We start from the raw sequence: 19,001 nt of genomic DNA on the forward strand, positions 1-19,001 counted from the left end.
ACATGCATCGTGACGGTATCGCCTCGGTCGGGGCACCAGGAGACGACCAGGTGCCGGTGATCGCAGACAAGCCCCCCGCCCGCCGTCGCCGCAAGGACGGCGAGGCGCGGCGCGAGGCGATCCTCGATGCGGGGCTCGAGATCTTTTCGGGGCTCGGCCTGCACGGAGCGAGCCTGGACCGGCTCGCCGAGCGGGCCGGGCTGTCGAAGGCGAACCTGCTCTATTACTTCCCCTCGAAGGAGGACCTGTATCTGGCGGTGCTCCGACGCGGCCTCGACGTCTGGCTCGACCCGCTGCAGGAACTCGACGCCGACAGCGATCCGGCCGAGGCGATCCGGGCCTATATCCGCGCCAAGCTCACCCTGTCGCGGGACGCGCCGCAGGCCTCGCGGCTGTTCTGCCTGGAGATCGTCCAGGGCGCGCCGCTCCTGCGGGCCGAACTCGAAGGCCCCTTGCGCGGGCTGGTGGAGAGCAAGGCGGCGATCCTGCGTGGCTGGATCGACCAGGGCCGCATCGGTGCCCACGACCCCCACCACCTGATCTTCTCGATCTGGGCGATCACCCAGCACTACGCCGATTTCGCGGTCCAGGTGGATGCGGTCACGGGCCGGAGCCTCGACGAATCCGACTTCTTCGAGAGCACCGTGGCGAGTACGCAGGCCCTGATCCTCACCGGGCTCGGCCTGCGATAGGCACTGGGAAACGAGCCCCGCCGGCGGAATCCCGCTCCATCGGCGAGGCTCGCGAAATGGCCTACTTCTTCGAGGCGAGATACGCGATCACGTCGTCGATCTTCTTGTCGTCGGGATAGCCGGCGAACACCATCTTCGTCCCCGGCACCTTGGCCTTCGGGTTCTTCAGCCATTCGTGCAGGTTCGCCTCGTCCCAGGTGATGCCCGACGCCTTGAGCGGGGCCGAGTAGGAATACCCGTCGAGGGAGGCCGCCTTGCGCCCGACGACCCCGGTCAGATCCGGGCCGACACCGTTCTTGCCGAAGGCATGGCAGGCCTTGCAGGGCGCGAACGCCTTCTCGCCGGCGGCCGCATCGCCTTCGGCATGGGCCGCCATCGGAAGCAGCATCGCGACGAGAGCACCGAGCATCGGGTACCGCATGGGGTTTCCTCTCCGTGGTTGTTTTGAATACCTCCAGAAAACTGACCGCGCCCTCCGCGAAGGCAATGTCCGCGAGTGAGACCTCACGAGAACGTGTCACGGCGGGGGGATGAACCGGGCCGCCGACGCGAACCTGCTCGAGCCCGCCCGCCGTTTCAGCAGAAACCGCCTTCCCGCAGAGCAGATCGAAGAGAGTTTGAGCAAACGGCCGAAAAGGTCGATTTCGAGTTTGACCATATGGTCCAAACAGCTACCGTTCATCATCGAACGGGACGAACAGGGCACTCTTCCGTTCGCAACCTTGACCGGGATTGGATCCCATCGTCCAATCTCCGCCAGAATAGCGAGGCGGCCATGAATGTCGGCGTCTTCATCCCCATCGGCAACAATGGCTGGCTCCTTTCGGAGAACGCGCCGCAATACAGACCGAGCTTCGAGCTCAACAAGCAGGTGGTGCTGAAGGCCGAGGGCTACGGGTTCGATTTCGCCCTGTCGATGATCAAGCTGCGGGGCTTCGGCGGCAAGACCGAGTTCTGGGACCACAACCTCGAATCCTTCACGCTGATGGCGGGCCTCGCCGCCGTGACGAGCCGGATCAAGCTCTTCGCCACCGCGGCCACCCTGTGCATGCCCCCCGCCATCACCGCGCGGATGGCCTCCACCATCGATTCCATTTCCGGCGGCCGCTTCGGCCTCAACCTCGTCACCGGATGGCAGCGGCCGGAATACTCGCAGATGGGCCTGTGGCCCGGCGACGAGTACTTTTCGCGGCGCTACGAATACCTCTCCGAATACGCCCAGGTGCTGCGCGATTTGTGGGAGACGGGGTCCTGCGACCTCAAGGGCGAATTCTTCCAGATGGACGATTGCCGGCTCTCGCCCCGGCCTCAGGCGGAGATGAAGATCATCTGCGCCGGCCAATCGGCCGCCGGCATGGCGTTCACGGCGAAATATGCCGACTACAATTTCTGCTTCGGCAAGGGCGTGAACACGCCCAAAGCCTTCGCCCCCACGGTGGAGCGGCTGGAACTCGCCAAGGCCGAGACGGGCCGGGACGTGTCGTCCTACGTGCTGTTCATGATCATCGCCGCCGAGACCGACGAGGAGGCCCGCGCCACATGGGAGCATTACAAGGCGGGAGCGGATCAGGAAGCCATCGCCTGGCTCGGGGTCCAGGGGGCGGCCGACACCAAATCCGGCTCGGACACCAACGTGCGCCAGATGGCCGACCCGACCTCGGCGGTGAACATCAACATGGGCACCCTCGTCGGCTCCTACGCGGAGGTGGCGCGGATGCTCGACGAGGTCGCCACCGTGCCCGGCACCGAGGGCGTTCTGCTGGTGTTCGACGATTTCCTCAAAGGCCTCGACGCCTACGGCACCCGCATCCAGCCGCTGATGCGCTCGCGGGCGCATGTCACCGCCGATGCGGTGCCGATGGCGAAGGTGGCGTGATGGTCGCCGGCTATCACGATCCGTCCGGGCGCCATGGCGGCATCACCCTCCCCGCGCGGCCGGAACCCATCGCCTTCGATGCCGAGGCCACGGCTCTCATCGTCGTCGACATGCAGAACGCCTACGCGACGAAGGGCGGCTACCTCGATCTCGCCGGGTTCGACGTCTCGGCGACCGGGCCGGTCATCGAGAAGATCGCGACGGCCGTCGCCGCCGCGCGAAAACGCGGAATCAGGATCGTCTGGTTCCAGAACGGCTGGGACCCGGATTATGTGGAAGCCGGAGGGCCGGGCTCACCGAACTGGCACAAGTCGAACGCCCTCAAGACCATGCGCAGCCGCCCCGACATGAACGAGCGGCTGCTGGCCAAGGGCACCTGGGACTACGCCCTGGTGGATGCGCTGGCGCCTGAACCCGGCGACATCGTGCTGCCGAAACCGCGCTACAGCGGCTTCTACAACACCCAGCTCGACAGCCTGCTGCGCTCGGCCGGCATCCGCACCCTGGTCTTCACCGGCATCGCCACCAACGTCTGCGTGGAATCGACCCTGCGCGACGGGTTCTTCCTCGAATATTTCGGCGTCGTCCTCGCCGACGCGACGCATCAGGCGGGGCCGGACAGCCTCCAGGCGGGCGCGCTCGCCAATATCGAGACCTTCTTCGGCTGGGTCTCGGACGTGGCGAGTTTCAAAGCGGCGCTGTCTGAGCGGGACGCCGTGGTGGCGGAGTGACATCCTCCCTCCCGCCAGTGACCTCATCCTGAGGTGCCCGCGTCAGCGGGCCTCGAAGGAGGCCTCCAGGCCCCTGGGAGCGAGCTGAAAGCCTCCTTCGAGGCCTCCGCTACGCTGCGGCACCTCAGGATGAGGTCACGGGCGGGCAAGACGACACAGGCAACACAGGCGACGAAGTCGGCCATTTCGACGATCGAACGGGAGTACTGCGAACCATGCCCAAGACCGTGATCATTCCCCCCGGCACCGGCAAGCCGCTCGCCCCCTACGTGCCGGGCACCCTCGCCGACGGCGTGCTCTACGTCTCCGGCACCCTGCCGCTGGATGCCGACGCCAACGTCGTCCATGTGGGCGATGCCGGCGCCCAGACCCGCCACGTGCTGGAGACGATCAAGGGCGTCGTCACGGCGGCCGGCGGCACCATGGACGACGTCACCTTCAACCACATCTTCCTGAAGGACTGGGCCGATTACGCCGCGATCAACGCGGTCTATGCCAGCTACTTCCCCGGCGAGAAGCCGGCGCGCTACTGCATCCAGTGCGGCCTGGTGAAGCCCGACGCCCTGGTGGAGATCGCCACCATCGCGCATGTGGGCAAGCCGTGAGCGCAGCCATCCACCACGAGATCCACGGGGCCGGAGCGCGCACCATCCTGCTCTCGCCGGGTCTCGGCGGCTCCTGCGGCTATTTCGCGCCGCAGATTCCGGCTCTGGCCGAGCGCTTCCGGGTGGTCGGCTACGACCATCGCGGCACCGGGCGCTCGCCCGATACCCTGGAGGAGGGCCACGACATCGCGGCGATGGCCCGCGACGCGCTCCGGGTGCTGGACGATCTCGGCATCGCCAGCGCCGACATCGTCGGCCATGCGCTGGGCGGCCTGATCGGCCTCGAACTCGCGCGCACCCATCCCGACCGGGTCGGGCGCCTCGTGGTCGTCAACGGCTGGGACCGGGCCGATCCGGCGACGAAGCGCTGCTTTGCCGCCCGCAAGGCGCTGCTGACCCATGCCGGACCGGACGCCTATGTGGCCGCGCAGGCCATCTTCCTCTACCCGGCGCCCTGGCTGTCCCTCAACGCCGGGCGGGTGGCGGCGGACGAGGCCCATGCCCTGGCGCATTTCCCCGGGCCTGAGAACACGTTTCGGCGGATCGCGGCACTCGAGGCCTTCGATCTCAGCGATCGTCTCGCCGACATCCCGCACGAAACCCTGGTGATGGCGGCGGAAGACGACGTGCTGGTGCCCTATCTGTGCTCGGAACGGCTCGCGGCGGCCCTGCCCGACGCCAGGCTGGATCTGGCCAAGGGCGGCGGCCACGCCCATAGCGTGACGCAGGCGGAGGCGTTCAACCGCGCCCTCCTCGCCTTTCTCGACCGACCCTGAGCAGGTTCGCATTGGCAAGCCAACGCGTCACCTCGCTCAAGCCTTTGAAGTGTCGCAGGTTTTGAGGCGCAAAACCGGTGACCACTTTCGCTGAACCCGCTGAGAGGAAAGCCCCCGGCCATGAGCGAGACGACGATGCCCACGGTCGAAGCCGGCGCCTTCCGCGAGGCGATGTCGCATCTGGCCAGCTCGGTCCATCTCGTCACCAGCGATGGACCCGGAGGACGGGCGGGCTTCACCGCCTCCTCCGTCTGCAGCGTCAGCGACGCGCCGCCGACCCTCCTGGTCTGCATCAACCGCACCTCCTCGGCCTACGCGGCGGTGAGCGCCAACGAGTTCCTGTGCGTGAACACCCTGTCGGGCGAGCAGGCCGGCATCGCGGGTGCGTTCGGCGGTCGCACCCCCATGGACGAGCGCTTCGCCGCGGCGGCGTGGGGCGAACTCGCCACCGGGGCGCCGGTGCTGGAGGGGGCGCTCGCCGCCTTCGATTGCCGCATCGTCGCGCGCCACGCCGTCGGCAGCCACGACGTGCTGTTCTGCGAGGTGGTGGATCTCTCGGAGCCCGGCGGCGGACAGGGCCTCGTCTATGCCGGCCGACGCTACCACACCTTGCCCGTGTCATCGCCGGCGTCACCCGCGCCCGCCCGCAAGACGGACGGCCTGCTGGGGGCGCTCTGACGCCGCGCATCCGAACCATGCGGCCCATCAGGCCGTCGAAGCGCGCAAGCTCGATGGGCGGGAGGATGTTGATTTATCCACCGGGGCTGCTTACCGCATAGCCATTGAACGACGTCGGACTTGTCATGCGCCACGGCATCGGGCCGGAGAACCGGGTTCGACCGGGCGTGCCAAGCTCTCTATTTGCATCGGGCATTCGAAATACACAGTTCGCCCTACGCTGCGGGGCGAGACCATAGACTCGGTTGTGTCGTTCCAACGATCTTCACCAATGGTGCCGTAGGGTCGAGCGTGCGATTTCGTGGGGGACCTGCTTGGCTCGGCACCATACCTTCCTCGAACGCCTGTTCGATCTGAAACCCTATGCGTCGGCCTTCAGCACTGCCCTGCTGGGCTGGCATCCCGCCCTGCGGCGGAGCACAGGTTACTTCCCGGATTTCGCCTGGCCGGCCGACCGCGCGCGGGTGATCAGCGACGAGACCCGGACACATCGCCTCTGCGCGCCCAGCTACGACGCGGCGCGGGCCATCGTCATCCGCCACAACGCCGATGTGATGAACGGGCTGGAGACGGCCTGCACGGGGGACACCACCCGCACGATGATCGCCGGGATCGGCGGCGTCCTGATTCCCGGCCACACCGTGATCCCCGCCGATTACGACACGGGCCGCCAGATCTCCCTCGGCCAGCGGGGCCAGGCGCGCTGGGCCTTCTGCCACCCCGCACCGATCGGCCTGCGCAAGATCGTCCTGACGGAGCGCTGCCTCGCGATCCCGCCCGTCTTCCATTTCGGCCATCTCCTCACCGACGTGCTGATGCCGATCTGCGAGGCCGTGCGCGTCGGTGCCATCGACAAGCGGGAGGAGACGGTGTTCGTCACGGCCTCGCACCCGCCCCTCGTGACCGCCTTTCTCCATGGGCTGAAGGCGCTCGGCTACCCGATCCGGCAACTCGTGCTCAAGGCGACGGACCATGTGGTCACGGAGCGCTATGTCTATGCCCGGAGCCATTGCCCCAATATCGAACGGATCTTCGGCGTACCCCAGGCACTGGATACGGCACGGGCCATCTTCCGTGCGGCCTATCGGGGGCATCCGGTCACGCCGCCGGCTTCGAAGCTCTATCTCCGGCGCCGCAACCAGCGCCTGCGCGTCGTGGAGGGCGAGGACGCGCTGGTCGAGCGGCTGGAACGCGCGGGCTTCCGCATCTTCGAGCCGGGATGGGGCAACCATGCCGAGCAGATGGCGGCGATAGCGGGTGCCGACGTCGTGGCCGCCGTGCACGGCGCCGCCCTGGCCAACACGATCTTCTGCAAGCCCGGCGCCACCGTCGTCGAGCTGATGGCCTCGACCTCCCGCAAGAGCACCGTGCTTCACTGGGCGAGTGAGGGCGGGGCCGACTACGTGCCGATCCTGGGCGGCCCGGAGGGCGCCCGGCAATCCTTCGCGATCGATCCCGCGGCCACGGCGGAGGCCATCCTCCGTGCTGTGGAACCCGCATCGAGACTCCATGCCGGGGCCTGACGCATGACGACGATCCCGGATACCTCGGCACGCGGCCTCATGGTGCGGAACGTCCTGTGCGTGGCCGGCTACCTCCTGCTGCTGGTCTCCGCCTATTTCATCGCCAAGAACCTCTCGGCCAAGCTGATGATCGCGGGGCTCGTCACCATCGCCGTGAGCGATCCGACCCTCCTGCGCGAACGCCTGCCGCGCCCCCTGGAATGGGGGCTCGCCGCGCTCGCGGGCTTCGCCGCCTGGACGGTGCTCGGCCTGCTCGTCAATGGCATTCCCCTGGGGCCGGCGAGCGATGCGGTGGCGAATTTCGCGCTCCTGGCCGTCGCCCTCCTGGCGGGACGGCGCCTGCTCGCCTGTTGCGGCCTCCGCTTCATCCTGGGCGCGCTCTTTGCCGTGGCCAGCCTCAGCGCCCTCCTGACGCTCGTTCTGCATTTCGGCGCGGGTCTCTCCTTGGCGGACAGGCTGGTGCCGCTGGGCCGGCCGTCCAACTCCATCCCGGGAGCCGGCGGCCTCTGCATCGCCCTGATCGGCATCGTCGCCCTCCTCGGCGACCGGTCACGCCCGGCCGCGCCCGCGACGATCGCCCTCGTCGCCCTGGCCGCGCTGCCGGTTCTCGTGGCCGTGGCCATGACCCAGAGCCGCGGTCCCATCCTCGCGACGGTCGTCGCCCTGGCGGCGACGCGGCTGCCGTGGCGTCCGGGTGGTTGGCGTCTCACCGGCTGGCGGCTCTTCGCGGTGGCCCTCCTGGCCTGGAGCCTCACCACGGCGCTGATCGTGATCGAGCCCTGGCTGAGAGCGATGCTCTGCGTCGACCAGTCGAATTTCTGCCGTCCCTCCAGCCGCCAGCAGATCTGGACCTGGGTGTTCGAGCATATCTCGCAGAGGCCCCTGCTCGGTTTCACGCCCGTCTTCCGCTTTGCCGATTCGCTCTTCAACCACGCCCATAACGGCCTCTTCGGCACGGCGATGTATTTCGGCGTCCCGGCCTTGGTGGCCGCCCTGGCGATGACCTTCGTCTATTGCCGTCGCCTCGCGACCGTCGACGGAGGGCTCTCGACGTTCTGCGCCGCCGCGCTGATCTTCAGCTTCGGCTACATGGGATCGGACCTTCCCAACCCGTTCTCGTTCGTGAACATGCATTTCTTCTTCCTCTGGCTGCCCATCGCCTTCGCCTTGGCGGGGCGGTCGGAGGAGGCCGCGACCGGGTCGGATTAGGACATCGTCCCGAAGCGTCGCACCGCCGCTCCATGGGGTGCGGCTGCCACGCTCCTTGCATCACGCGATCCGCATCACACGCCCACACCGGTCCGGAGACGACGCGATCATGGCAGCCGAACCCTATTTCCCCGTCTGGCGCGCCAGGGATGCGACGTCGGAGGCCACGGACGTCATGCCCGACGAGCGGCTGCCCGCGGGCCAGACCCTGCTCCTCGGCTTCCAGCACGTGGTGGCGATGTTCGGCGCCACCGCGCTGATGCCGATCCTGATGGGGTTCGACCCCAACCTGGCGATCTTCTTCTCCGGCATCGGTACGCTGATCTTCTTCCTCGCCACGGGCGGCCGGGTGCCGAGCTATCTCGGCTCGTCGGCGGCCTTCGTCGGGGTGGTGATCGCGGCCACGGGCTATGCCGGGGCGGGGCCGAACCCCAACATCGCCGTGGCGCTCGGCGGCATCGTCGCGGCGGGCCTGCTCTACGGCCTCGTGGGCGCCGTCATCGGGCTCGTCGGCTATGCCTGGGTGGAGCGGGTGATGCCCCCGGTGGTGACCGGCGCGGTGGTGGCCGCCATCGGCCTCAACCTCGCGCCGATCGCGACGCGGATCATCTCGGCCTCCGCCTTCGACACCTGGTTCGGCCTTCTGACGGTGGTCATCGTCAGCGTCATCACCATCTACGCGCCCGGCCTCGCCCGGCGCCTGCCGATCCTGATCGGGGCGGCCCTCGCCTACCTGCTCTATCTCCTCCTCGCCAACGGGTTCGGTCTCGCCAAGCCCATCGACTTCTCCGCCGTCATGGCCGCCCCCTGGATCGGCGTTCCGGGCTTCGTGGCACCGGTCTTCGACCCCAAGGCGATCGCCCTCATCGCCCCGGTCTTCGTGGTGCTGATCGCCGAGAATCTCGGCCATATCAAAGCCATCGGCGCGATGACGAGCCGCAACCTCGACCCCTACATCGCCCGCGCCTTCCTCGGCGACGGCCTCGCCACCATGCTGTCGGGCGGGCTCGGCGGCACGGGGGTGACGACCTATGCGGAGAATATGGGCGTCATGGCCATGACCCGGATCTACTCGACCCTGGTCTTCGTGGTGGCCGGCTTCACCGCGATCCTGTTCGGCCTCTGCCCGAAATTCGGGGCGCTGATCCTGACCCTGCCGGTGCCGGTGATCGGCGGTCTCTCGGTGGTGGTGTTCGGGCTGATCGCCGCCACCGCCGGGCGGATCTGGGTGGAGAACCGGGTGGACTTCGCCAATGCCCGCAACCTCCTCACCGTGGGCGTCGCCGTGGTGCTGGGCGCGGGCGACCTCACCCTGAAATTCGGGTCCTTCGCCTTCGGCGGCATCGGCACCGCCACATTCGGCGCCATCCTGATCTATCACCTCCTCGGCATGACGAGGATCGGACGCGCGCGGGTGTGACGACGGCGCGGCCTATTCGGCAGCGAACAGCCCCGGCATCTCCGGCACGGCGCTTCCCGGCAGTGTCGCCTTGGGGTCGCCCGGCCCGGTCTCGCAGCCGAGGACGGGCAGGGCGATGACGCGCAGCCCACGAAAATCGGTGCGGCAGACGATGGTGCCCCGCGTCTCCACATAGGCGAGGAGCCGCCGGGCGCGCCCCGGCGAGCGGCTGCCGATGGCCCGCGCCAAGGCCTCGTCGCCGGGGCAGGGCTCTCCGGCCAGGGCCGCGCGGGCGAGGAGCAGGAACAGGCCCTGGACCTCGTCGGGCAGGTTGGCGGCGGCGGCCTGCGCCTCGTCCCAGCGCCCGTCCCCGTCGGCCGGGGAGGCCTCACCGTCGAACCCGGCCCGCGCCACGCCGAGGCGGCGGCGGAAGGCAGCGAGGGTGAGGGATTCGCCGTCGAGCCCGCGCATGCGGCAGCGCACGAGGAAGTCCTGGTAGATCACGGCCACGGGCTGGCGCCCGGCATCGGGGTCGGCGGCGATGCCGCGCAGCACCTCGTCGAGGCCGGCGCGCAGCTCCTCTTCGCTCAAGGGCTCGGGCGCATCGACGGGCTCGGGCCGGTAGGCGCTGAGTTCGCGCAGGAGGTCGGCGGGGCTCGCACGGGGCGTCGGCGGAGTGCGCGGTGCCGGAGCCCAGGAGGCCGGGCCATCCTCGGCCGAGCGGGTGAGAATGAGGGCGCGCAGATCCGCGTCGGCGGGAGCGGGAAGCGGCACGAGCTTGGGCGAGCCCGAGCGCGCCGAGGTGGAGACCGGACCGATGCGCAGGGCCAGCGGCCGGCGGCTCAACGCGGGGCCGAGGGCCACGAACTCGCCGCGAGACAGATCGCGGAACCGCTCGGCGCCGCGGCGGTCGAGGCCTAGCAGGTCGGCGGCGCGGGCCATGTCGATGTCGAGGAAGGTGCGGCCCATCAGGAAGTTGGTGGCCTCGGCCGCCACGTTCTTGGCGAGCTTGGCGAGGCGCTGCGTGGCGATGATGCCGGCGAGCCCGCGCTTGCGGCCACGGCACATCAGGTTGGTCATGGCCCCGAGAGAGGCCTTGCGCGCCTCGTCGGAGACGTCGCCGGCGGCAGCGGGCGCGAAGATCTGCGCCTCGTCGACGACGACGAGGACGGGGTGCCAATGGCTGCGCTCGGCCTCGAACAGGCCGCCGAGGAAGGCGGCGGCGGCGCGCATCTGCGCCTCCATGTCGAGGCTCTCCAGGGTGAGGACCACGGAGACCCGATGGGCGCGCACCCGCGCCGCGATGGCCTGGAGATCGCCCTCCCCATGGGCGCCGTCCACGACCACGTGGCCGTAGGCCTCGGCCAGGGTGACGAAATCGCCCTCGGGATCGATGATCACCTGCTGGACCGAGCCCGCGCTCTGCTCGAGCAGGCGGCGCAGGAGATGCGACTTGCCGGAGCCGGAATTGCCCTGGACCAGGAGTCGGGTGGCCAAGAGTTCCTCGAGATCGAGCCGGGCGGGCTCTTCGCCCGGACCCATGCTCAGACCCATCTCGATCCCCACCGTCATTCCCGCTCCGCTGTCCCGTATCGCGCCCGCGACGAGACCGATCCTAGCACGGATGAGCCCAGCGTGCGGAGCACGAGGGCGGCGCATCCACAGGCACGAGCCTCGCCGATTAGACATAATGACCTAGGCTATTTGACCTAGGTTTTTAAGCAAAGGGCGAACATCCTAGACGCTCCATGCTCAAGGCTTTGCGGACGCGCACACGGCCGCTCCATCGACCATGGGCGCTGCATTTTCCTGCAGGCCGCCCTTGCCGCCCTGCCCCGCGCGTCTAGATTTCGGTCTCATGAACCCAGTTCTCATCGTTGCCCTGGTCTGCGCCTCGACGGTCCAGGCCCCCGACTGCTCCCGCGAGACCGCCCTCGACGTGATCACGGGGCCTGCTCACACGCTTCAGGAATGCATGATGCAGGGGCCGGTCCTGGCGGCCAATGCCGGCCACGGCAACAATCCGGACACCTACGTGAAGACCCGCTGCGAACCGCGGCGCTGAGCAGGCCGGGCGCGAATCCCCCAGGAACGAAGCCCCATGAGTAACGACGTCAGCCCGGACCGGGCAGTGATGATCCGCCTGCGCGCCCGCCTCGCGGTGGTGGAGCGGGCGGCTTGGTTCGGCTTCGCCGAGGCCATGCGCCGGCAGCCGGAGGAAACGGAAGCCTATATCGCGGCCGAGCGCGCCAAATGCGCCGCCGGGTTCGCCGGCCCGGCCTGGGCCCGCGACCTCAGCGATGCGGAGCGGGCCCTACTCGGCGCCGAGGTGGATGCGGGGCTGGCGCAGCTGGTGGAGGATGCCAAGGGCGAGTGATCCTCTCGGGTCCCTTCCCCAAGGCGGGTGAAGCGAGTGAGCCGCCGACGTGGCGCGTATTCGCGTGAGGTTCCGGATCACCCTACGCTTCGCTGCAGGCGTGGAAAAGGTGCGTCATGCGATGCCGGACTCGACGAGAGTCTGACCGATATCTTTCCCCTAACCGCCCCACAGATCGCGCCAGGCGGGGGGCATCGCCAGACCCGGCAGGCTGGTCGCCGCGTGGATTCCGATGGCGACCGCGCGGGCGAGCGTATCGGCCGCCGCCGCGCCGATACGGGCGAGATCGGTGATGGGGTCGGAGAGGGGAACCCGCCCGGTGGAGACCGCGAAGACCACGTCGCCGTCGAGCGGCGTGTGGACGGGGTGGATCGCCCGCGACAGGCCGTCCTGTGCCATCACCGCGAGGCGGCGGCACTGAGCCTTGGTGAGGATCGCGTCGGTGGCGACGAGGGCCAGGGTGGTGCTGGCGCCGGGCGGGACATAGCGGTGCCAGGTGAAGGCGTCCGCCGGCATCGGATCGGGGAAGCCGAGGCCGCCGAACTCCCCCTCACGCTCGAACGGCGCCGCCCAGAAATGCCGCCCCTCCCCCACCGTGACCCGGCCGAAGGCGTTCACCGCCACCAGCGCGCCGACCCGCGCGGGCGTGCCGCTCACCGGGGAGGAAGCCGAGCCGAGGCCGCCCTTGAGATTGGCCGTGCGCGCGCCGTAGCCCGCCCCCACGGTGCCGAGGGGGAAATCCCGTGCCGCCGCGTCGGCGGCCGCGTAGCCGAGGTCGCGATAGGGCGGGAAGCGGCCCCAGTTCTTGTCGCCGCCGTTGAGGAGATCGAACAGGATCGCGCCGGGGACGATGGGGACACGGATATCGGCGACGGGAAACCCCCTCCCCGCCTCGGCGAGCCAGGCCACGACGCCGGCCCCCGCGTCGAGACCGAAGGTGGAGCCACCGGACAGGACCAGGGCGTCGATGCGCTCCACCGTGCGCTCGGGGTCGAGGAGGTCGGTCTCCCGGGTACCCGGCCCCCCGCCGCGCACGTCGACACCCGCCACCACGGCCGGGTCGAACAGGATCGCGGTGGTGCCGCTCGCCACGCGCGCATCCTGGGCGTGGCCCACGGTGATGCCGGCGATGTCGGTGATGCGGTTGCGCATCCAGAGCCTCCGAATCTCGCTCAGAACGATCGCATGCCCGGGCGGTCGGGGCCAGCGGCGGCGGGCTCGGGCGGTTCCTTGGTCCGCCGCGCCGCACGGAAGGAATCGGCGGCATAGAGCGCCAGCGCCAGCCAGATCAGGACGAACAGGACCAGTCGATGCGGCTCCAGGCGTTCGCCGTAAACGAGGACGCTGAGGCCCAGCAGGCAGGAAGGGGCGAGGTATTGCATCAGCCCGAGGGTGGAGAGGGTGAGGCGCTGGGCGGCGGCGGCGAACCAGATCAGCGGCAGGGCGGTGGTGGCGCCGGTGAGGAGCAGGAGGCCGAGGCGGACGGGATCGCCGTTCACCACGGCGGGGGCGGCGAGGACGAGATAGAGGCCGGCGGCGGGCAGGAGCAGGAAAGTCTCTGCGGCAAAGCCCACCATGGCGTCGACGCCCACCACCTTGCGCACCAGCCCGTAGAGCGAAAAACTCGCGGCGAGCGTCAGGGACAGCCAGGGCAGGTGCCCGGCCAGGACCACCGCCAGGATCACGCCGGCGGCGGCGAGCCCCACCGCCACGGCCTGGACCGGCCGCAGCCGCTCGCCGAGAACGAGGGCGCCGAGCGCCACGCTCATCAGCGGATTGATGAAATAGCCCAGACTCGCATCGAGCATGTGCCCGGACTGGACCGCCACGAGGTAGAGTAGCCAGTTGACCGCGATGAGCCCGGCCGAGACGATGAGGAGAAGGTGGCGGCGCCTCAGGGGAAACGGGTTGCGCACCCGCCGGCGCAGGATCGCCAGCAGGCCGACCACGAGCACGCTCGACCAGACGATGCGATGGGCGAGGATGCTGCCGGCCGGCACGGAATCGAGCAGCCGGAAATGCACCGGTACGACGATGCCCCAGCTCAGGTAGGCTCCGAGCGCGTAGATCAGCCCCACGACGTTCCTCCCGTCCCGCTTCGGGGATGGGACGGGGTTTACACCAAGATCCGAAGCGGGGCTCGGGCGCGGGATGGGGGGAAGCGATGCGTCGAGGGGCTGCTTCGCCCTCCCCGTCCAGGGAAGGGGGGAGGCCGATTAGCGGCGCGGCGGGGTGATCGGGTCGCCGCGCAGGAGGGCGTTCAGACGCTCGGTGTCGAACCCGTCCGTGGCCTTCGGCTTGGCCGGCGCGGGCTTGAGCGAGGCCGTCTTCGTCACCGCGGGTTTGGCGGCGGAGGATGGGGAAGGCTTCGATCCGGTGGGCCTGGCTCCCGTCGGGCGGGGTGCGGCGGGACCGGTAGTGGAGACGCTGGCCGTGCCGCCGAGGGGCAAGGACGGCGACGGGATCGAGCCGGTATCCTGCGGTTCGCTGGGAACGGACGCCCGAACCATCTGTGGCGGCGGCGGGGCGGGGAGATGGGCCAGCCGGTCGGCACTGACGAAGCCGATCGCCAGGACGCTCAGGCCGAAGACGCTGCCGACGACGAGGAAGCGCAAAATACGCACGCGATACGCTTTCTACAAATACTCAACACCTTGAATACCGCTTTTAAACCAAGGCCGTTAACGAACCCGAGCATCGCCGTCCGGCCCGACCGTGCCATTTTCTGACCCTTCCTCCCGTCGCGGGCGGGAGGCGGTCACAGGATCTGGCTGAGGAAGGCCTGGGTGCGGACGTGGCGCGGCCTCTCGAAGAACTCGGCCGGCGGCGCCACCTCGATGACCTGGCCCTCGTCCATGAACACCACGCGGTCGGCGACCTCGCGGGCGAAACCCATCTCGTGGGTGACGCAGAGCATGGTCATGCCGCCGCGTGCCAGCTCGGCCATGGTGTCGAGGACCTCCTTGACCATTTCCGGGTCCAGTGCCGAGGTCGGCTCGTCGAACAGCATCACCTTCGGGCTCATGCACAAAGCGCGGGCGATCGCCACCCGCTGCTGCTGCCCGCCCGAGAGCTGGCCGGGAAACATCCCCGCCAGCTGCGGGATGCGGACGCGCTCGAGATAGCCCATCGCCAGTTTCTCGGCCGCCGCCCGGCCCATCCGCTTCACGTGGACGGGGGCGAGGGTGCAATTCTCCAGCACGGTGAGATGGGCGAACAGGTTGAAGTGCTGGAACACCATGCCGACCTCGCGGCGCACGGCGTCCACGCTCGCCTGCGCGCCGGTGAGTTCGATGCCGTCCACATGGATCGTGCCCTGCTGATGCGCCTCGAGGCCGTTGACGCAGCGGATCAGGGTCGATTTGCCCGAGCCCGAGGGGCCGCAGATCACGATCTTCTCGGCCTTCGCCACCGTGAGGTCGACGTCGCGCAGGACGTGATGGGCGCCGAACCACTTGTTGACGCCGGAGAGCGCGACGGCGGGGGAAGTCTGCGGTGCCTTCAAGGATTCACTCGTCATCGTCTCTCTCCCGCCGCGAGGCGGCGCTCGATGAACCCGGCATAGCGCGCCATGCCGAAGCAGACGGCGAAATAGACGAGGGCGGCGAAGATGTAGGCGGTGGCCGGGATGGTGGCGGCCGACCAGCGCGGATCGGCGCGGGAGGCTTCCAGCACGCGAATGAAATCGCTGATGCCGACGATGGAGACCAGGGTCGTGTCCTTGAACAGGCCGATCATCGTGTTGACGATGCCGGGCAGCGCCACCTTCAGCGCCTGGGGCAGGATGACGAGGCGCAGCGCCTGGCTTCGGCCGAGACCGAGCGCCGCCGCCGCTTCGGCCTGCCCCTTCGGCACGGTCTGCAGCCCGCCGCGCACCACCTCGGCCATGTAGGCGGAGGCGAAGAGCGCGATGCCGACCAGCGGCCGCAGCAGGCGGTCCACGGTGATGTCGCCCGGCAGGAACAGCGGCAGCATCACGTTGGCCATGAACAGCACCGTGATCAGCGGCACCCCGCGCCAGAACTCGATGAAGGCGGTGGAGAGCACGCGCACCACCGGCAGGGTCGAGCGCCGCCCCAGCGCCAGCAGGATGCCGAGCGGCAGGGAGACGACGATGCCCACCGTGGCCACCACCACGGTGACGAGGAAGCCGCCCCACAGACCCGTCGCCACCGACGGGAGGCCGAGCGATGGCGCGCCGGACAGGAGCAGGTAGGCCAAGACCGGGAACACCAGGAAGGCGAAGAGCGCGCCGAGATCGCGCCGGGGCGCCCCGAGCCAGAGCATCCATCCGGCGGAGAGGGCCAGCAGCGCGACGGCGAGGTTCGGGCGCCAGCGCTCCGGCGCGGGGTAGGAGCCATAGGCGAGGTAGTTGATCTTGTCGGCGATGAAGGCCCAGCAGGCCCCCACCGGCCGCCCCGCCACCTCCGGCCGGCAGGCATCCCCCGACGCCCCGGTCCAGACCGCATCGATGACGAGGAAGCGGATCGCGATGGGGAGCAGCCAGGCGAGCAATCCCAGGATCAGCAGGGTGGTGAGCCCGTTGGCCGGGCTCGAGAAGAGGTTCCGGCGCAGCCAGCCGAGCGGTCCGCCGACCGTGGCGGGCGGCGGGCGCGAGGCGACGAGATCGGCGCGGACGAATCCCTGCATCCTCAGCGCTCCACCATGGTCACGCGGCGATTGTAGAGGTTCATCAGGAAGGCCGTGGCGAGGCTGAGCGTGAGGTAGACCGCCATGGTGATCGCCACCACCTCCACCGCCTGGTTGGTCTGGTTGAGCACGGTGCCCATGAAGACGTGGACGAGGTCGGGATAGCCGATGAGCACGGCCAGCGACGAGTTCTTGGTGACGTTGAGATACTGGCTGGTGAGCGGCGGCACTATCGCCCGCATCGCCTGCGGAACCACCACGAGACGCAAGCTCTGGCCCCGGCTCAACCCCAGGGCGGAGGCCGCCTCCCCCTGCCCCCGCGCCACGCTGGAAAGGCCCGCCCGCACGATCTCGGCGATGAAGGCGGCGGTATAGGTGGAGAGCCCGAGAACCAGGGCGGCGAATTCCGGCAGGATCGGCAACCCGCCCTCGACGTCGTAGGGACCGCGCGCCGGCCAATCGACCGCGACCGGATGGCCGGCCAGCGCCAATCCGATCCAGGCGAGACCCGGCAGGAGGATCGTGAGGGCGAGGCCCGGCAGCCAGACCCGCACCGGGGGCCGCCCGGTCTCCGCCGCGCGGCGCGCCCGCCGTCGCAGGAGCGACAGGGCGGCGAGGCCGGCGAGGAAGGCCACCGGCACCAGCCAGGCGGCGCCTGAAAAATCCGGGCGCGGCAGGACGAGGCCGCGCTGCGAGACGAAGGCGCGCCCCAGGCTCGCGGGAGCCTCGGCCGAGGGCAGGGCCACTCGCACGGCCACGTACCAGACGAGGAGCTGCAGCAGCAGCGGCACGTTGCGGACCGCCTCCACATAGGCGGAGGCCAGCCCCCGCGCGAGGAGGTTCGGCGACAACCGGGCGATGCCCACCACGAAGCCGATCAGCGTGGCGAGCACGATGCCCAGCGCCGCGGCCAGCAGCGTGTTGCAGAGCCCGACGAAGAACGCATCGAGATAGGTCGAGGTCGCCGCCGCGTAGGGGATCAGCCGCTGGCTGATGTCGAATCCGGCATTGCGCGACAGGAAGCCGAACCCGGCGACGATGCCCTGTTTGGCGAGCTTCTGCGCGGCGTTGCCGGCGGCGAAATAGACGAGGCCGGCGACGGCGAGCGCCAGGAGGATCTGGAGCGCCACGGCGCGCAGGGAGGTCTTTCGGGATTCAGCCATGGAGCCGCTTCCCGTTGAACGAGAAATCCGCGCGCCATCCCCTCTCCCCGCTGGGCGGGGAGAGGGCCGCGGGGACCTCGTCGTCCCTGCGGCAAGCGAAGGCGTCAGCCGCAGCGAGGGTGAGGGGGTGCCCCCGGAAGAGGCTCGTCCGAAGCCCCCCCCTCACCCTCGGCTGCCGCCTCGTTTCGGCCCCGGCGAGGGGGCCGAAACCCTCTCCCCGCTTGCGGGGAGAGGGGGACTGCTTCACCCCCCTCACCGGATCGGAGGCCCGTATTGCAGGCCGCCCTGGTTCCAGAGGGCATTCAGGCCGCGCGGGATCTTCAGCGGTGTCTGCGCACCGACATTGCGCTCGAACGCGTCGCCGTAATTGCCCACATGGCGGACGATCCGGTAGGCCCAGTCGGTGGTGAGGCCGAGGCCCTCGCCGTATTTGCCCTCGAGGCCGAGGATGCGCTTTGCGTCGGGGCTCAGCGCCGATCGGCGCATCTCCTCGACATTGGCCTGCGTGATGCCCGCCTCCTCGGCGTCGATCATGGCGTAATGGGTCCAGGCGACGAGATCGCGCCACTGGTCGTCGCCCTGGCGCACGCCGGGGGCGAACGGCTCCTTCGAGATCGCCTCGTCGAGGATGACGTGCTCGTCCGGATGCGCCGTCTTCAGGCGCTCGCCGTAGAGGGAGGACTTGTCGGTGGAATAGGCATCGCAGCGGCCGGATTCGTAGGCACCCAGCGTCTGCTCGCTATTGGCGAAGGTGACGACCTTGTAGGTCATCCCCCGCGTGCGGAACCAATCGGCGAGGTTGAGCTCGGTGGTGGTGCCCTGCTGCAGGCAGATCGTCGCCCGGTCGAGCTGTTTCACCGACGCGATGTTCAGGGACTTGCGCACCAGGAACCCCTGCCCGTCATAGAAGGTGATGACCGGGAAGTTCATGGCGGCGGTGTCGCGCGACAGGGTCCAGGTGGTGTTGCGCGACAGGACGTCGATCTCGCCCGATTGCAGGGCGGTGAAGCGCGCGGCCGAGGATTGCGGGATGAACCGCACCTTGGCCGGATCGTCGAAGATCGCCGCGGCAAGCGCCCGGCAGAAATCCACGTCGAGCCCGCGCCACTGGCCCTGGCTGTCCGGAATGCTGAACCCCGCGACCCCGCCGCTGACACCGCAGACGAGATGCCCCCGCGCCTTCACCTGGGCGAGGGTGCCTTGGGCGGAACCGTTCTGGGCGAGGGCGGGAGTGAGGCAGAACAGCATGATCCCTCCTACCCAAAACCTCATCCTGAGGTGCTGCGAAGCGGCCTCGAAGGAGGCTTCCAGCCAGCATCGCG

20 protein-coding genes are annotated in these 19,001 nt (G+C 69.3%); 11 read left to right on the plus strand and 9 right to left on the minus strand.

The window, feature by feature from the left end; genetic code table 11:
* Positions 1 to 50: 50 nt before the first annotated feature.
* On the plus strand, positions 51 to 692 hold the full coding sequence (gene rutR, locus ASF08_RS22390; protein ID WP_056149770.1) for an HTH-type transcriptional regulator RutR: 642 nt from the start codon (positions 51 to 53) through the stop codon (positions 690 to 692).
* A 61-nt stretch (positions 693 to 753) separates the two neighbouring features.
* Here the strand turns inward: rutR and ASF08_RS22395 are convergent, their stop codons facing one another.
* A complete protein-coding gene (locus ASF08_RS22395) occupies positions 754 to 1,113 on the minus strand; it encodes a c-type cytochrome (RefSeq protein WP_056149632.1) in 360 nt (119 codons plus the stop codon).
* Between the two features lie 354 nt (positions 1,114 to 1,467).
* On the opposite strand from ASF08_RS22395, the gene rutA reads away from it, so the two are divergent.
* The 8 genes from rutA to ASF08_RS22435 all read left to right on the plus strand — a co-directional run bounded on the left by rutA (position 1,468) and on the right by ASF08_RS22435 (position 9,510).
* A complete protein-coding gene (gene rutA / locus ASF08_RS22400; RefSeq protein WP_056149633.1) occupies positions 1,468 to 2,568 on the plus strand; it encodes a pyrimidine utilization protein A in 1,101 nt (366 codons plus the stop codon).
* Complete coding sequence (rutB, locus tag ASF08_RS22405; RefSeq protein WP_056149635.1) at positions 2,568 to 3,299, plus strand: pyrimidine utilization protein B; 732 nt, start codon at positions 2,568 to 2,570, stop codon at positions 3,297 to 3,299. The genes rutA and rutB overlap by 1 nt, the downstream gene beginning before the upstream one ends.
* Before the next feature lie 215 nt (positions 3,300 to 3,514).
* Positions 3,515 to 3,904 carry a pyrimidine utilization protein C gene (rutC, locus tag ASF08_RS22410; RefSeq protein WP_018043664.1) on the plus strand — a complete coding sequence of 130 codons (390 nt, stop codon included), beginning with the start codon at positions 3,515 to 3,517 and terminating at the stop codon, positions 3,902 to 3,904.
* A complete protein-coding gene (rutD, locus tag ASF08_RS22415; protein WP_056149638.1) occupies positions 3,901 to 4,680 on the plus strand; it encodes a pyrimidine utilization protein D in 780 nt (259 codons plus the stop codon). Before rutC ends, rutD begins: the two co-directional genes overlap by 4 nt.
* A 120-nt stretch (positions 4,681 to 4,800) precedes the next feature.
* Positions 4,801 to 5,358 carry a flavin reductase gene (locus tag ASF08_RS22420; protein WP_056149640.1) on the plus strand — a complete coding sequence of 186 codons (558 nt, stop codon included), beginning with the start codon at positions 4,801 to 4,803 and terminating at the stop codon, positions 5,356 to 5,358.
* Positions 5,359 to 5,672: 314 nt separating this feature from the next.
* Complete coding sequence (locus ASF08_RS22425) at positions 5,673 to 6,881, plus strand: glycosyltransferase family 61 protein (protein ID WP_056149643.1); 1,209 nt, start codon at positions 5,673 to 5,675, stop codon at positions 6,879 to 6,881.
* 3 nt (positions 6,882 to 6,884) lie between these two features.
* On the plus strand, positions 6,885 to 8,090 hold the full coding sequence (locus tag ASF08_RS22430; RefSeq protein WP_056149646.1) for an O-antigen ligase family protein: 1,206 nt from the start codon (positions 6,885 to 6,887) through the stop codon (positions 8,088 to 8,090).
* Between the two features lie 109 nt (positions 8,091 to 8,199).
* Complete coding sequence (locus tag ASF08_RS22435) at positions 8,200 to 9,510, plus strand: solute carrier family 23 protein (protein WP_056149648.1); 1,311 nt, start codon at positions 8,200 to 8,202, stop codon at positions 9,508 to 9,510.
* A 12-nt stretch (positions 9,511 to 9,522) separates the two neighbouring features.
* Here ASF08_RS22435 and ASF08_RS22440 read toward each other — a convergent pair whose 3' ends face one another.
* Entirely contained in the window at positions 9,523 to 11,061 is a 1,539-nt protein-coding gene (locus tag ASF08_RS22440) for an ATP-binding protein (RefSeq protein WP_056149650.1), read from the minus strand.
* A gap of 286 nt (positions 11,062 to 11,347) precedes the next feature.
* Between ASF08_RS22440 and ASF08_RS22445 the strand changes: the two genes are divergently transcribed.
* A complete protein-coding gene (locus tag ASF08_RS22445; RefSeq protein WP_027173473.1) occupies positions 11,348 to 11,554 on the plus strand; it encodes a hypothetical protein in 207 nt (68 codons plus the stop codon).
* A 36-nt stretch (positions 11,555 to 11,590) separates the two neighbouring features.
* Positions 11,591 to 11,866, plus strand: a complete 276-nt coding sequence (locus tag ASF08_RS22450) for a hypothetical protein (protein ID WP_056149651.1) — start codon at positions 11,591 to 11,593, stop codon at positions 11,864 to 11,866.
* Between the two features lie 159 nt (positions 11,867 to 12,025).
* Here ASF08_RS22450 and ASF08_RS22455 read toward each other — a convergent pair whose 3' ends face one another.
* The 7 genes from ASF08_RS22455 to ASF08_RS22490 form a co-directional block, all read right to left on the minus strand.
* Complete coding sequence (locus tag ASF08_RS22455) at positions 12,026 to 13,018, minus strand: P1 family peptidase (protein ID WP_056149653.1); 993 nt, start codon at positions 13,016 to 13,018, stop codon at positions 12,026 to 12,028.
* Between the two features lie 20 nt (positions 13,019 to 13,038).
* Positions 13,039 to 13,944 carry an EamA family transporter RarD gene (gene rarD / locus ASF08_RS22460; RefSeq protein WP_056149655.1) on the minus strand — a complete coding sequence of 302 codons (906 nt, stop codon included), beginning with the start codon at positions 13,942 to 13,944 and terminating at the stop codon, positions 13,039 to 13,041.
* 138 nt (positions 13,945 to 14,082) lie between these two features.
* Positions 14,083 to 14,490, minus strand: coding sequence for a hypothetical protein (locus ASF08_RS22465; protein ID WP_156629689.1), 408 nt, complete (start codon positions 14,488 to 14,490; stop codon positions 14,083 to 14,085).
* Positions 14,491 to 14,624: 134 nt separating this feature from the next.
* Positions 14,625 to 15,386: an amino acid ABC transporter ATP-binding protein gene (locus ASF08_RS22470; protein WP_056149659.1), complete on the minus strand. Its 762-nt coding sequence runs from the start codon at positions 15,384 to 15,386 to the stop codon at positions 14,625 to 14,627.
* Positions 15,383 to 16,516, minus strand: a complete 1,134-nt coding sequence (locus ASF08_RS22475; RefSeq protein WP_056149661.1) for an amino acid ABC transporter permease — start codon at positions 16,514 to 16,516, stop codon at positions 15,383 to 15,385. The genes ASF08_RS22470 and ASF08_RS22475 overlap by 4 nt, the downstream gene beginning before the upstream one ends.
* A gap of 2 nt (positions 16,517 to 16,518) precedes the next feature.
* On the minus strand, positions 16,519 to 17,679 hold the full coding sequence (locus ASF08_RS22480) for an amino acid ABC transporter permease (RefSeq protein WP_056149663.1): 1,161 nt from the start codon (positions 17,677 to 17,679) through the stop codon (positions 16,519 to 16,521).
* Between the two features lie 252 nt (positions 17,680 to 17,931).
* Complete coding sequence (locus ASF08_RS22490; RefSeq protein ID WP_200931893.1) at positions 17,932 to 18,927, minus strand: amino acid ABC transporter substrate-binding protein; 996 nt, start codon at positions 18,925 to 18,927, stop codon at positions 17,932 to 17,934.
* Positions 18,928 to 19,001 lie beyond the last annotated feature (74 nt).

Origin of the sequence: Methylobacterium sp. Leaf85 (assembly GCF_001422125.1) — a bacterium.
Lineage (GTDB): Bacteria > Pseudomonadota > Alphaproteobacteria > Rhizobiales > Beijerinckiaceae > Methylobacterium > Methylobacterium bullatum.

What these genes read in the sequence shown, in the direction of transcription:
- ASF08_RS22395 (WP_056149632.1), bottom strand. Translation starts at nt 1,113, where the DNA reads ATGCGGTACCCGATGCTCGGTGCTCTCGTCGCGATGCTGCTTCCGATG.
- rutA (WP_056149633.1), top strand. Translation starts at nt 1,468, where the DNA reads ATGAATGTCGGCGTCTTCATCCCCATCGGCAACAATGGCTGGCTCCTT.
- rutB (WP_056149635.1), top strand. Translation starts at nt 2,568, where the DNA reads ATGGTCGCCGGCTATCACGATCCGTCCGGGCGCCATGGCGGCATCACC.
- rutC (WP_018043664.1), top strand. Translation starts at nt 3,515, where the DNA reads ATGCCCAAGACCGTGATCATTCCCCCCGGCACCGGCAAGCCGCTCGCC.
- ASF08_RS22420 (WP_056149640.1), top strand. Translation starts at nt 4,801, where the DNA reads ATGAGCGAGACGACGATGCCCACGGTCGAAGCCGGCGCCTTCCGCGAG.
- ASF08_RS22430 (WP_056149646.1), top strand. Translation starts at nt 6,885, where the DNA reads ATGACGACGATCCCGGATACCTCGGCACGCGGCCTCATGGTGCGGAAC.
- ASF08_RS22435 (WP_056149648.1), top strand. Translation starts at nt 8,200, where the DNA reads ATGGCAGCCGAACCCTATTTCCCCGTCTGGCGCGCCAGGGATGCGACG.
- ASF08_RS22440 (WP_056149650.1), bottom strand. Translation starts at nt 11,061, where the DNA reads ATGACGGTGGGGATCGAGATGGGTCTGAGCATGGGTCCGGGCGAAGAG.
- ASF08_RS22445 (WP_027173473.1), top strand. Translation starts at nt 11,348, where the DNA reads ATGAACCCAGTTCTCATCGTTGCCCTGGTCTGCGCCTCGACGGTCCAG.
- ASF08_RS22450 (WP_056149651.1), top strand. Translation starts at nt 11,591, where the DNA reads ATGAGTAACGACGTCAGCCCGGACCGGGCAGTGATGATCCGCCTGCGC.
- ASF08_RS22455 (WP_056149653.1), bottom strand. Translation starts at nt 13,018, where the DNA reads ATGCGCAACCGCATCACCGACATCGCCGGCATCACCGTGGGCCACGCC.
- ASF08_RS22470 (WP_056149659.1), bottom strand. Translation starts at nt 15,386, where the DNA reads ATGACGAGTGAATCCTTGAAGGCACCGCAGACTTCCCCCGCCGTCGCG.
- ASF08_RS22475 (WP_056149661.1), bottom strand. Translation starts at nt 16,516, where the DNA reads ATGCAGGGATTCGTCCGCGCCGATCTCGTCGCCTCGCGCCCGCCGCCC.
- ASF08_RS22480 (WP_056149663.1), bottom strand. Translation starts at nt 17,679, where the DNA reads ATGGCTGAATCCCGAAAGACCTCCCTGCGCGCCGTGGCGCTCCAGATC.
- ASF08_RS22490 (WP_200931893.1), bottom strand. Translation starts at nt 18,927, where the DNA reads ATGCTGTTCTGCCTCACTCCCGCCCTCGCCCAGAACGGTTCCGCCCAA.